Source organism: Erythrobacter sp. BLCC-B19 (genome assembly GCF_028621955.1).
In the GTDB taxonomy this organism is placed as follows: domain Bacteria; phylum Pseudomonadota; class Alphaproteobacteria; order Sphingomonadales; family Sphingomonadaceae; genus Erythrobacter.
This window is the reverse complement of sequence record NZ_CP117516.1, coordinates 750,406-763,482: the sequence shown is the minus strand read 5'-3', so window position 1 is coordinate 763,482 and position 13,077 is coordinate 750,406. Positions and strand designations below refer to the sequence as shown.

The 13,077-nt window shown below is 61.4% G+C and carries 11 protein-coding genes; 3 read left to right on the top strand and 8 right to left on the bottom strand.

Going from position 1 to position 13,077, the window contains the following annotated elements:
* The first annotated feature begins 20 nt into the window (after nt 1-20).
* On the top strand, nt 21-1,280 hold the full coding sequence (locus PS060_RS03355) for a polysaccharide pyruvyl transferase family protein (protein WP_273985453.1): 1,260 nt from the start codon (nt 21-23) through the stop codon (nt 1,278-1,280).
* The gene (locus PS060_RS03350; protein WP_273985451.1) at nt 1,231-2,502 is read left to right on the top strand and encodes a Coenzyme F420 hydrogenase/dehydrogenase, beta subunit C-terminal domain; all 1,272 of its coding nucleotides are present in this window, start codon (nt 1,231-1,233) and stop codon (nt 2,500-2,502) included. The genes PS060_RS03355 and PS060_RS03350 overlap by 50 nt, the downstream gene beginning before the upstream one ends.
* A gap of 45 nt (nt 2,503-2,547) precedes the next feature.
* Here PS060_RS03350 and PS060_RS03345 read toward each other — a convergent pair whose 3' ends face one another.
* From PS060_RS03345 to PS060_RS03320, 6 genes are all read right to left on the bottom strand, one after another.
* A complete protein-coding gene (locus PS060_RS03345; protein ID WP_273985448.1) occupies nt 2,548-3,384 on the bottom strand; it encodes a 2OG-Fe(II) oxygenase in 837 nt (278 codons plus the stop codon).
* A 40-nt stretch (nt 3,385-3,424) separates the two neighbouring features.
* Nucleotides 3,425-4,273: an acyltransferase gene (locus PS060_RS03340; protein WP_273985445.1), complete on the bottom strand. Its 849-nt coding sequence runs from the start codon at nt 4,271-4,273 to the stop codon at nt 3,425-3,427.
* Nucleotides 4,274-4,300: 27 nt separating this feature from the next.
* The gene (locus PS060_RS03335) at nt 4,301-5,209 is read right to left on the bottom strand and encodes a hypothetical protein (protein ID WP_273985444.1); all 909 of its coding nucleotides are present in this window, start codon (nt 5,207-5,209) and stop codon (nt 4,301-4,303) included.
* 20 nt (nt 5,210-5,229) lie between these two features.
* A complete protein-coding gene (locus PS060_RS03330; RefSeq protein WP_273985443.1) occupies nt 5,230-6,441 on the bottom strand; it encodes a lipopolysaccharide biosynthesis protein in 1,212 nt (403 codons plus the stop codon).
* A gap of 243 nt (nt 6,442-6,684) precedes the next feature.
* Nucleotides 6,685-9,177: a hypothetical protein gene (locus PS060_RS03325; RefSeq protein ID WP_273985442.1), complete on the bottom strand. Its 2,493-nt coding sequence runs from the start codon at nt 9,175-9,177 to the stop codon at nt 6,685-6,687.
* A complete protein-coding gene (locus tag PS060_RS03320) occupies nt 9,177-9,443 on the bottom strand; it encodes a spike base protein, RCAP_Rcc01079 family (RefSeq protein WP_273985441.1) in 267 nt (88 codons plus the stop codon). Before PS060_RS03320 ends, PS060_RS03325 begins: the two co-directional genes overlap by 1 nt.
* Before the next feature lie 328 nt (nt 9,444-9,771).
* Here PS060_RS03320 and PS060_RS03315 point away from each other — a divergent pair, with 328 nt between their 5' ends.
* Nucleotides 9,772-11,103, top strand: a complete 1,332-nt coding sequence (locus PS060_RS03315) for an O-antigen ligase family protein (RefSeq protein ID WP_273985440.1) — start codon at nt 9,772-9,774, stop codon at nt 11,101-11,103.
* Between the two features lie 16 nt (nt 11,104-11,119).
* Here the strand turns inward: PS060_RS03315 and PS060_RS03310 are convergent, their stop codons facing one another.
* Together PS060_RS03310 and PS060_RS03305 are read right to left on the bottom strand one after the other, a co-directional pair.
* A complete protein-coding gene (locus tag PS060_RS03310) occupies nt 11,120-12,082 on the bottom strand; it encodes a glycosyltransferase family 2 protein (protein WP_273985437.1) in 963 nt (320 codons plus the stop codon).
* 10 nt (nt 12,083-12,092) lie between these two features.
* On the bottom strand, nt 12,093-12,965 hold the full coding sequence (locus PS060_RS03305; RefSeq protein ID WP_273985435.1) for a glycosyltransferase: 873 nt from the start codon (nt 12,963-12,965) through the stop codon (nt 12,093-12,095).
* Nucleotides 12,966-13,077 lie beyond the last annotated feature (112 nt).

The window sequence follows — 13,077 nt, the reverse complement described above, 5'->3', positions numbered from 1 at the left end:
GCCAGAGACCTCTTCCTCTGTTGCCTGAACCGGGCAAAGGACGTTCAATGCCGCCCCTCTCCAGCCAAGATCAAAACTCCGACGCACGGCCGCTTCACGTTGGCCTCCTGTGGCATTCCTGCCTGTCGGAGAACCTCGGTGTCGGCGCGCTCAGCGTCGCCAACGCCAACCTCATCGCCGAAGCCGCGCACAAATCCGGGCGCCGTCCCGTGTTCCACCTCATGGGTGTTCGCGGGGCGTTCGATTACAGCCACGAGATCGTTTACGAGAACCGCTTCGAGAACATCGGTTACAAGGCGCTCGCGAACCCCTTCTCGAGCCTGCATCGCACACTGGCGCAGTGCGACGTTGTCTTTGACATCGGCGGCGGTGACAGCTTTTCGGACATCTATGCCCCGCGGCGGTTCTGGCTGATCATCGGGTCCAAAGTTGCGGCCCGCCGCAGCAAAGGGCCGCTGATCCTCAGCCCGCAGACAATTGGACCGTTCCACACCGCCGCAGCCCGCCATGCCGCAGTGGGAGTGATGAACTTGTCGGACATGGTCTTCGCCCGCGACGAAGCATCCTACAAGGTGCTCGAACAACTGGGCATGGCGCATCGTTCGGCGCTCACCACTGATGTAGCCTTCGCTCTCCCGTTCACGCCCGCGCCAGACAAGGATCAGCGCGACCTTGCTGGCGGGCCGATCAAGATCGGCCTCAATGTTTCGGCCTTGCTGTATCGCCGCGATCTTGCGAGCGGTGACCGGATCAGGCTGACGGTTGACTATCCCGCGTTGATCGATGCTCTGATCGATCGCATCATGCGCGAACCGCGCGCCGAGCTGCATCTCGTGCCGCACGTCCTCGCCGCCGCAACACCTTATGAGGACGACTACGCGCTGGCCGAGGAACTGAAGGCCCGCTATCCGGCCGCCCATCTGGCCCCGCGCTTTTCCGGCCCCTCCCAGGCCAAGAGCTATATCGCAGGACTCGACCTGTTTGCAGGCAGCCGGATGCACGCAACAATTGCGGCGATTTCATCCGGAACAGCGGTCGTCCCGCTCGGCTACAGCCGGAAGTTCAGCGGTCTTTTCGATTCGCTTGGCTATCCTTGGAACGCCGACCTGACGTCCGAGAGCAATGCTGCCGTTCTGGAACGGTTCGACTCCGCTCTGGCCGATCTCGCAAGCCTGCGCGCGCAGGCGGTGGCGGCCAATGCCGAGGCGCAGCGCCGCCTTGGCAGCTACCGTGCTGCTCTGGATCGGATCATCGCCGAAGTGGCAGCGCGCAATGTTTGATGTCGAAACGATCAAGCGCAACGGACTTTGCGCAGGTTGCGGGTTGTGCGCAGGGATCGCTGATCGCAGTGATCCGGCGATTGTCATGGAAACCACTGACACCGGCTATCGACGCCCTCGGGTCGTTGGCCCTGTTGCGCCTGCGCTCGCGCAGCAGATCGACGCCGTCTGCCCTGGTGCCAATATCCGCCATGAGCGGGACGAGCACGAGGCCGAATACCACCCTGTCTGGGGGCCGCTGATTGCCGCGCGCCTCGGCTGGAGCACCGATACCGAATTGCGCCGCAATGCGAGCTCTGGTGGCGGGATTTCGGCCATCCTCGTCCACCTGCTCGCCAGTGGCGAAGTCGATTTTGTCCTTCAGACCGCAGTGTCGCCAGACTCGCCCGTCCGCAATGCGCTTGCCGTCAGCACCGGGCGCGACGATGTTTTTCAGGCCGCCGGGTCGCGTTATGCCCCCTCCTCGCCATTGGAGGATATTGCAGCCCACTTGGACAAGCCCGGCCGTTTTGCCTTTGTCGGCAAGCCGTGCGATGTCGCCGGTCTGCGTCAGCTTGCGCGTATCGATCCTCGTGTGAACGAGAAGGTGCCGTATATGCTCGCCTTTATGTGCGCCGGCGTGCCGAGCTATGCTGGCACATCAGCCTTGCTGAAAGAGATGGGTGTGCAGGATGAGAGCGCTGTGACTGCGTTCCGCTATCGCGGCGACGGTTGGCCCGGTTTTGCCACTGCACGGCTGGCTGACGGCACCACCTTCAAGATGGACTATGACACCAGTTGGGGCCACATCCTCAACCGTCACTTGCAGTTTCGCTGCAAGATCTGTCCGGACGGGATCGGAGAGTTCGCCGATATCGTCTGTGCCGACGGTTGGCATTGTGACGAAAGCGGCAATCCGCTGTTCGACGAGCAGGACGGCCGCAGCATCGTCATCACCCGCACCGCGCGCGGCGAGGCGCTGCTGCAGCGCGCCGTTACCGCTGGAACGCTTTTGACCGAGCCCGTGGCGCTCGGCTCGCTCGAGCATATGCAACCGTTTCAGTCGCGTCGCAAAGGCATGGTGGTGGCGCGGCTTGGCGCAATGATGCTGACAGGGTGGCGCCGGCCCCGCTATGTCGGGCTCGAATTGGCCCGCAATGCCCGCAGGTTGGGGTTGAAGGCGCTTGCACGTAACCTTGCCGGGACGCTGCGGCGACTGGTTGGTAAAGAGACGCTCGACTAAGCGGCGGGGGGCTGGACGTGTTCGGCCAGCCCCCCGCCCAGCCGATCACCAGGCGGTATCGCTGTCGGTCGAAATGTTGATGTAGAGGAAGTCGCGCGCCGCGCTTTGCGACTTGAGCGCGTTGACACCGTGATAGCTGTTGTTTGAGCACGGGAAAAACACGCCAAGGTTTTCCTTGGGCGACAGGGTCGCCACCACGTCGACATCCTCGGGCCGCGGGTGCCGGACGTGCTTGGCGGGTTCGCGCTGCTCCTTGAGCGCATAGATGTTGAGCTCTCCGCCCTCGATCCCTTCTGCTTCGAGATCGGTGAAGTAGACGATCAGCGAGCACAGCCGATTTTTGCGGTCGCAGTGCGGGGGCTTGAAATAGCCGCCGATGCTGCGCTCGATGTCCAGTCGCGAAAACAGCCGCACGGGCTGCTTGCCACCCTTGGCCGAACCGAAGATGCCCTTGAGCATGTCCTTCGCCTTCTCCGACAGGGTCTGCCCGTCAGTCAGGACTTCACGCCCTTCTACAAGACCACGATCATAGGCGGCCGGATCGACTTCAACCGAACAACCCAGCGCATCAAGGTGATCGCCGAACAGCTCAAGGAACTTCTCGACGAAGGCCGGCGAGTTGATCCAGGCGTCAAACTCGGCCCAGGCGGGCGATTGAGCGATCAGACGATCATAGCTGTCATCGCCGCGATAGATATCGAAACCCGTGTCCTTGCCCGTGCGGCTGCCAAGGCCGCCGCTTTCGGCGTGCTGTTCCGCGAACACATCAGCCCGCGGGAAATCGGCCTTCAGTGCACTGAACAGCTCGGGGGGAAGAATGCCGCGTTTGACGGCATGAGGGAACGGGGTGGACGAGACGTCCGACTTGCTCAGGTTCAGCATGGCACGTGTTTCCTCTTACGTCTTGGTCCTCGGGGCGGCCTTAGAAGCTAGACTTGGTCCCATCAATCTCAATTGTGCGTTGCAACAGGTCTCTCACCTTATCGATTTCCGCAGGGTCGGGCTGGCGGGCAAGGCTCCAGCAGATTCCGTCGCGGACGGCGCGTGCGGGTGTTCCTGCGATGATCGAAAAGCGCGGCAATGCGGAATTGACGACCGATCGCGCCGCGATCACCGAACCGCCGCCTACATGGGCGCCCTTGAGCACCAGAACATCCTGGCCAAGCCAGCAATGCGGTTCGAGATAGACTGGCGCGGGCGCATTGAGCCATGCACCGCTTGCGATGTCGTACATCCCATGAAGATCCGAACTGCGGATCGTTGTGCCAGGCGCGAAAAGACATTCGCGACCGATCTCGACCCCGCAGCCATTGCCTTCGACAATAATCGCGGTGCCGTTGTAGATCGAACCGTGACCAAGACAGATGACTGCATCGTCGGAGATAAAGCGCATTGTCACCTGCGCCCACTGAATGTCGTTTCCGCAGATCGCGATATTGCCCGATCCTTCAAACCGGATTTCACGCGGCAGATCCGAACGCTCGCCGAAAATGATGATATTGTTTTGGGAAGTCGGGAAGAACATCAGCTTGGTCGTCATCCGGCGCTTACCGCCTTCGAAGATCAGCCAGTTGGTGCGACCATTGTCTTGCAAACGCAGGACGGTCGCCTTTGCGAGCGAGGGGAGGGCATGGAATTGCTGACGAGGGCTGGTCAGCCTTTCAATCGCCTCCAGCAATTCAGGATATTGGCTAATTGGTCGAGCCTGCACCAGCCCGATCCGCCGCGCCAGAGCAGCAAGCTTCTTTCTCACGGAATCAATGCCAGACATTGTCGTCGTGTTCCCCTGCTTCGCCCGCTATTCGGCCCATTCGTAGCCAAGACTGCGCAGGTCGACGGGGGCAAAACGCTGCAAGCGCCGGTTGGATTCTCCGTAGCGCCCTGCGAGGCGCGAGCGAATGCTGTCGTTCATGGCTTTGTCTGCACTGTCGCTACCGAGGGTCCACGCATAGGCTAGCTTGTGCAACGGTCGGCGCAGAAAGGCTGCGCTCGAAATGCCCTCGGGATTGAGTGGCTGGCGTCCTAAGATGTTGGCGGCTCGCATAAGCCGGATGCCGCCAGCCGGTGGACTGACACCGCGCTCCGACCCGAAAGTTATCGACCTGGCCTGCGCAAGGTCTGCAACACCGGCGAACTGAAACAACAGGCCAAGATACTCCGGCTGCTGCGACTTCAGCAATTCCTGTGGCAGAACGATGACGTTGTCGGCGCCAAAGCGATCTGCATAGGTCTCGGCCAGCCGATCAAATTCAAGCACACCTGGCTCGAACCAGAAATAGCCCGGCTCCGGCTTGTAATCCAGAAACTCGTCAATCGACATCCGGCCACCGCGCTTCACATATTGCAGGTAGACCGACTTCATGATCGAACGCTGCGAACGGACGGTGAGCAGGATTTTTGCTTCGCCGACAACGGCTTGCAACCGATCCGCAAGGCGCAGCGATTCCCGTGAACCTGTAAACATGGTTCCCGAAAGGATCTCCGACGAAATCACGTCGACGATCCCCGGCTGGCCGCCCTCGCGCAGCCCCGCGATCCGGGCCTTTGCTGCTTCCGCGTCAAACGCAAGATCGTGCGGGCGAACCAGCAGCTCGTCGATCTCGTGATGCGTCATCAGCGATCGGAACAAGCGGTTTTCCGCAAACACCACATCCTGAAGCCAGCTCGTCGCGGTCTTGTGAAAGCCAGGGTGAAGCAGCAAGGTCACTGCGTTTGGTTCCTCATGTGTCAGGCGCGCACCGCACCACTCCAGATGCCGATGCCAAGTTTGCTGCGAACGACCCCGTATGCGATTATGTTGCGTAGCAGCATGATTACCGAAATGCACACGGCAATTCCCGGCAATCCGCCAAATTTAGCGGCTGCGGGGACGGCAAAGAGCAGGGCGACCGTGCCGCTCACCGTTATCGCGAGATTGATGCGCTCGTTGCCCGACATGGCCAGCACGAGGCCGCAAGGGCCAGTCAGTGTGAAGGCCAGCTGGCCGATTACAAGAATGGCGATCAGCGAAAAGGCTTCAGCGAATTCTGCACCGATCTGATCGAGTACGAAGGGGCTTGCGATCATCAGCAGGGCTGCTGCTGGCACCGCCGTCACGGTGCTGAGACGCACCGAGGTGCGCGCCAGCCGTGCGACTTCGGCGAGATTGTCGGCATGGAAGGCGGTGCTGATCTTGGCGGAATAGACCGAGAAAATTGCGATCGAGATGATCTGCAAAGTCGCCGCTATCTGGGCGGCGACGCGGTAAATGCCGGCATCGGCGGCGCCGAGCATTTGCGCGGCAACGGCAAGGCCGTACCAGTCGCCGATATTGTTGGCGATCCCCACGCCCCATAATGGGAGCGAGGAGGCCACAAGCGGACGCAATTCTACTGTGAGCGCATCGGGTGTGCGGGCGACATGGCGCCGCATGGCGGCAGCGCCGACGACCATCGAAATGACGCCCCCTGCCGCAGCGGCCCAAAGCGCTTGTTCGACCGTGGCAGCCAAACCGGCAAGCAGGGCAGCTGCCGTTGCAGCAGGAATGGTCAGGGCAGCGATCGCCTGTCCGAGCGTGAAGCGGTGCTGTGATCGAAGCAGCCCGCCAAACAGCTGGGTTCCCCCGCGCGCGACCAGCAAGACGCATAGCACCGGCAGAAAGCTGCGGGAGACGGCGGTGCCGAATAGCGGCTCCCAAACCCATTCCCCACCCAACCAGAGCGCGACAGCAATGACGAGCATGAACCCGATGCCAAGCCCGGAAACCTTGAGTAGCCCCGCCAACGCGACCGGCGTCTTGAGTGCAACGGCTTTGGCGAAGTGCCGCACGACGCCGACTTCAAGTCCGATCAGGCCCAAAACTGACAGAAACATTGCGGTCTGACTGACCAATGCGAACTGGCCATTGGCCGCAGCCCCCATCTGGTTGCCAATGATGAACGTCACCGCAAACCCGGCCACCACTGCCCCTGCTCTGACGGCGAGCGCTACCAGCGCGGTCGTGTGCGGGGTAACCATGCGCATGACCCTGAGCAAAGCCTGCTTTGCGGATCGCGGCTTGCCTTGCGGCGCTGGCTCATCGTCAGGAAGGGGGGCGTTCATGGTGCCCCCCTTTGACTTCATTCTCCGGGAAATTCGAGAGCGAAGTTCCCGATTCTGCGCATTGGTTTGACGGGTCGATGCTGGTGCCTGCGCAAAGCCTGCTCAGTTGGTGAAGACGCCCGTGCCTGCCTTCCAGGGATCAGCGTTGGCAAGCGCGGCAAGGTTGCTGATCGTCTTGTATGTCACACCATTGTAGTCGAGCGAGAGATCGCCGAACTGCGTCCCGGAAGGAAGGGCTGTCAGCCCGGTCGCGCTTGCGAGAAACGAGGCCTGACGGTTGCTCTGGAAGGTGCCATTCCCCGGCACGGCGAAGGGCGTGACAAAGGTTGCATTGTCGACGGTGAGGCGAACTTCCTTGGTGACCTGATTGACATCGAAGACGATCCTTTGGCCGATGTTCGCCTTGATCGTTCCGGGCGGGGCGACCTGCGCGTTCAAGAGTACAGCAAGGCCAGCGCCGTCCTCGACTGTCGCGTTAAGCGCTCCTGTGCCCAGCACGATGAGGTCGCAACCGGTGCTCGCCTGGGCGAAGGGCTTGACCGTGTTGGGGACGCTGCCTGCGAAGCGGAACCATCCCCTGAACGTCATCCGATTGACGGCAGGTGGTACATTTGCCTGATCAACGAAGTATCCCAACAGCGCGGGCTGGGTGAGCGGTGTGGCCGGAGTGTCCGATGTCACAGTGGTGACTGTCTGCGGGAAGCCGTTGATTGTCACCGTCAGCGTCGAGGTGGCGGCGCTGACCACGGCCGTCATGCCTCTGATCTGGATGAACTGGTCGGGCTCGATGGTGCCGGATGCCGTTGTCCACGATTGCAACTCTGTGGTGCCGTCTGCCGCGACCTTGCGCCACTCGGTGCCCGCGCCGACGCTGACGGTCTGCCCTGCGCGACGGTTCAGTATCTTCCGCAAGGGCAAGGTGATCAGCGTGCTGATTGGTTGCCCGGCGAGCGTGTTCCAGTGTGCGCCGCTTGGCAACATGTCCCAGCGGATCACCGCTGTGTGATCACTGGTCTCCCAATCGATGGCGCTGCCGGTCGCGGCAGCGCCGATCCCCGCGCCGACCCCGACGGTCGTCATGGCCGCGTCGATGCTGGCCCGATCATTGGCGGCCGACAGGTTTGCGATGTTCGGCAACGTCGCCGGCGTCACTCCGGAGAGGTTGCCGTCGAGCAGAAGCGGGGCATCGGTCGCGATCATGGCCGGGGCAAGGCATTTGCCGACATAGACCGAACCGTCGCCGTCGTGGTCGATCGTCAGCGTTGGGCCCGTCGCTGACGGATCGCGCCCGTCGATCAGCGTTGCCCCATAGATGAAGGCATTGCGGGTCTTGAAAGGCGTGCCTGCCTCTCCGATCGAAATCGCCCGCGTCGCGCCGCCGGTTTGCATCGTCGAGATGATGTAGAGGTTGTCAAAGCAGGGATCGACATCATTGTCCGACCAGAAGATGCCCTGACTTTGTGCACCTGGCCGTCTCGGCGTGAGACGAATGCGATTGCCGGCATAAAAGACGGGCCCAATGGCTCCTGTGCCCGAATTGCTGAACAGCTGGCATTGGTCGCCATGCGGATCGCGTGCATCGCCTTGCAGGTCTTCCGCGATGCCCGAGCGCGAGAACGGCAGGCTTTCGATATTGCGGAGAAAGTAGCTCGTCGCGCTGCTGTCCGGAGCGAGCGAGATGATGTCCTGGTAAATCCGGTCGAAATCGCAATCCATCGCAACCAGACTGACCCGAGGGCGCAGGCCTTTCAGACCATTATCGAGATCGCGGAACACGCAACCGCGCAGCTCGATGTCTTCAATGATGGCTGCACCAGTTTGCTGGAATGCCGCAGACAGGTATGCGCTGAGGCCGATCTCTGTCCGAGCGTTGACCTCGCTGGTGCCACTTGTGGCAAGCACGGCAAAGTGGGTGGAGGTGCCGGGCGAAATGCCGGTCTGGAGGCGTGCCCTTGCGCCCGCTGCGACCAGTTGGCTCGTGCCGGTCGCCACCACCCCTGATCCGCCGACCGCCACGCGCACGCTGTTGGTGCCGCGGTTGAAGAACTCGATCCAGCCCGAGGGTGCCGCAGCGCTCTTCCAGGTGAGCGGAAAGGTCTGGCTGGTCGTCGTGGCCGTGCGGACGTTGCTGACCCGTTCGTACTCCGGCAAGTCGGCATCGGTGTCGAAGTCGACCAGCGACGTCCCGTAGCCATGTCGGAAACTGGTGCCATTCAGGAACCGCAGCTTGCCGAAAGTGCCATTATTGAAGATGACGCAGGCCGCCCAGGAGGCGGGCCAGCCCTTCATCTGGAAATTGAGGGCGGCGAAGTCGATTCCCCGCACAACCCCGTTGAGAATGACCGAGGGAAGTTTGGCTGCCTGGTTCGCCCCGCGGATCGTCAGCCGGCCTCCAGCGGCCCAGATGTCCTTGTCGGTGATTTCGCGTTGGGTGAAGTTGTCGCCGACAATCTCCACGATCTTGCCCGCCAACGTCGCGGCAGTGTTGGCGAACACCGCATTCCACTCCGCGTCGTTTGCGACGACGTAGTCGGCAGAGGCACGCGGAGCAGCGGCGAGGAGCGACTGGGCGCTCAGGATCATCTGCGTCAGCATCAGGCGCAGGCAATGATCGAAGAAGCAGTGGTGCCGTTCGCGCGGACGTGGCTGGCCCTGACGAAAAGGTAGGCTCCGGCGGGCACGTTCTTGAAGACGACGTCCGCCGCACTATCGGTGGTGCGGAGCGCCACGTTACCGGCGGTGCCGATATAGAGATATTTCGGCACGAAGGCGAGCGGCTGAACGTCGTCGGGCACGACGGGATAGGCGTTCTCGCTCGGCGTGAGCATACTTGCCGAATATCCCTGAAACTTGTCAGCCATGTCGATAACCTTTCCTAGTTACGATTCGGGCAACAAGTAACCAAATAGGTTATTTGTAGGAAAGCTGTTTCTGAAGCGGCTCTGGACTTGCCGTCGGCGCGGCTCGCTTATTTTCGAGAGGGGCGTGACTGCGCGCGAGCGTCCGGGTAAGAACCGTCGCGGATGTGCGCATGGTGGCACCCGGCATTGGGTTACCGCGTGTGCTGTTTGGCGCTTGAGCCTTTGATCTGGCCACTTCGGTGGTGCGAGGCGCCTGACGAACGAAGATTGATAGGTCCTGCAGCGTATGAGCCTTGCCCAAGCAAATCCGAGTCGCCCTCATCCGCAAATGCGGGTGCGGGCTGCCGCAAATGATGACAGCATGAAGCGGGTCTCGATCGCGGCTGTGGTGCTCTATCTTCTGTTGGTGCCGCAGCAGTTCAATTTCGACGTGGCCGGCATTCTGATGTCGCCATATCGGATCGCCTTGCTGGTACTTAGCATTTACATCGCTTCGAGCGCTCTCAAGTCGAAGGTGAGGTTCGCATGGCCAGACCTCCTTGTGGTGCTGGCGATCGCCTGGATCACGCTGGCCTCCTACGTAACCAGCCAATCGCTCGCAGACACTCTGGTCCAAGGCGGCTCGCACCTCGTGGACATCGGGCTTGCCTATTTCCTTGCGCGCACAACGATTCAGACCCCGGATGATCTCAGAAAGTTCCTGATTCTTGTCGCACCGGGAATCATATTCACCGGGGTGATTGTCGCGGCAGAGGCGATCAGTCATCGGCCGATCATCCATCCCTTGGCGTCTGCCCTTACCGGCAAATTTGGCGGCCCCGGTCGTTGGGACGTCAGAATGGGGTTCATGCGCGGCGTCGCGTCGCTACCTCACCCGATCTTGACCGGCATTTTCCTTGCCAGCTTTCTGCCGCTCTACATGTTTGCCGGACTTCGAGGTTGGCCAAAGGCATTCTCGCTGATCGCCTCACTTCTGGGCGCTTTCACCATGAGCTCGGCGGCGATGCTCGGACTTGTGGTTGGCGCGCTGCTGTGTGGCTATAACTGGCTGGTGGAGCGGGTTGCCAACCTCACGTGGAAGCAGTTCGTCGGTGCGATCACGATGTTGTACGTCATGGTCGAGAGCTCGAGTAATTCCGGCTTTTACAACCTGTTGGTTCGGTACGCCTCGCTGAACTCCGTGTCGGCCTACAATCGTGTGCTTATCTGGAAGTACGGCTCGCAGAACGTTGCCGACAACCCCTGGTTCGGGATCGGTTATGCGAACTGGGACAGGCCAGATTGGATGCATTCGGATTCGTTTGACTGGTTTTGGCTCATCCTGGCTCTGCGATTCGGAATTCCGGTGGCGATCCTGGCGCTCGGGGCGACGCTGATGGGTGTTGTTGCGGTTGCCTTGCGTTCGTCGCGTATGCCGCCGAGGGACCGACGTCTCCTCATTGGTGTGGCGATTTCGGTCGCGGTCTTTGCGCTCGGCCTGAATTCGGTTTCCCTGTGGATGGCCAGCCTTGCATGGTTCTTCATGCTGCTCGGCCTGACGGTCACCCTTGGTTTCCAGGCTGCGCCTGCGCCTGTTCCCATGCGTCCGATGCCGGTGCCTGCACCGATGCCGGGGCAAGACCGCCCGGGCACACACAGCCGACCGTCAATCGCCCGTTAGTGCTGAACTGCCGGTTTCAGCGCGGGAGTTTGGCGAGCAATCCGCGCACTGGATCATAACCATACCCCCAGTATCCGGGGCGCAGAGCAATGTCCCGGTGACTCTCGCCGACGAGCGCAATCCGCGGTCTCCAGCGCCCGAGCAGGCGGCCTGCGATAAGCCTTTGCCACGCTCCGATCCAAGTGAACAGGAAGGCAAGGAACTGACGAGGCTTGCTCCAGTGCGAGCGCGCAAACTGCATATTCCCTGCAGCACGGTAGAGCATCCGCTTTGCGTTAAGCGCCTCGCCATGACCGATGTCATGATAGGCCCGCGCCTGTCCGATCCTCCAGAACGAATAGCCGCGCTGTGCCAGCCGGTAGAACAGATCCACTTCCTCGCAGTAGAGGAAATAGCGATCATCAAGCCCGCCGACTTCGTCCCATGCGGCGCGTGAGAACATCACGAAACTGCCGCTCAGCACGCCCACTTTCGTGTCTGTATCGACACCTTCGATTTCACTGCGCGCCGCACTGGATGTGCCGATCGTCCGGCTGGCCATTTCGGCAAGTGATGGCACGTGGACAGTGTTGCCGAGATCGGGGCGGTCGTTCCGATCAAGCGTGACGCCGCCCCAAGCCGCCGCCTCTGGATACGCCGATGCCGCATCAAGGAGGAGGTCGACAGCGCCCGGCTTCAGTTCGACATCCGGGTTGAGGAGCAGGAGATACGCTCCGCGGGCGTGCTCTGCCAGAATGTTGTTGCCGCCCGCAAACCCGACATTGCCACGGCTCGGGGCAATCCGGACATCGGGAAAGTTCGCCTTCACGAAAGCCTCGGTCGAACCGTCGCCATTGTCGACCAGCAGAACCTCATAAGTGTGGCGCGTACAGGCGTGGGCGATCGAACGAAGGCAGGCAGCGATGATGGCCGCCGAATTATAGGCCACCACCATGATGCTGACATGGGGCGCAGGTGCGTTCGAATTTTCGTCTAGCATCGCTGTTATGTCATGCCTCGCGGGTCGATAGATCGCGAGTCCAGGTAGACCCGCGCCCCCGTTGACGGTTCCACCGGGCAAGAGTGCGCGCGGCAAACTTTATCGCGAAAAAGATCAGCAGGTCGATCGGTCCTGCTCCGCTGCGCAGGGCAGCAGATAGTCCACCGCCATTGTTGGCATTGGCGAAGTAAGGGCTGGGATAGAGCCGCTTGACCTCGGCATTCCCGTTTTGTCGTCGCGCCTCGACCCGCACCTGCTCGCGGGCGGTGCGCGGAGGATAGACGACCGAAAAGACCGGCTGCCCATGTCTGTCCCTAGCGAGAAAACGCTTTTGTTCGTCGGGGAAACGCGTGTGGATCCAGATGTCATCACCAATGATTGGCGGAAATTCTCCAACGGCCGCGAGAGCCGCAGCCGACAATCCGTAGCAACCCGCCCCGCCTTTGCCCGCGCGTGCATAGGGCTGGAGAGACCACGCGCGGTAATAGGCCTTCATCAGAAAGTTGCACCTCGAAAGATCCATTCGGATCGCAGGCGCAGCCGTCATCACGCCCGGTTCGGCGAGTGCCTCCGCAAGTGCCACGAGCGTGTGGTATCCGCATTCGACATCTGCATCGACATAGATTCGGGGGAAGTGGTCAGCCCGTAGATTAGCGGCATTGATGGCCGCCGTTTTCGAACCGACCGGCAGATCGAGAACCAGCGCCTCGGGTGCCGCTTCACGGGCAATTTCAACGGTTCGATCGGTGCAGCCATTGGCAGCAACGATCACCTGCAGCGCGCCCGGCGGGGCTTGATCGAAGATATTCTTGAGGCAGCGGGCGATCACTGCTTCTTCGTTGTGCGCAGGAATGATGACCGTGAAGGGTGCCGTTTCCAACATCGCCTGCGCCTTCGTTCCAATCCGGATTAGCGGGTCTGGATCGCGACACGATCCGGGAGAGGTCGGGGCGGCCGGCAAGCGCGATGCACCTGCCGACCCATGCCATTATGCG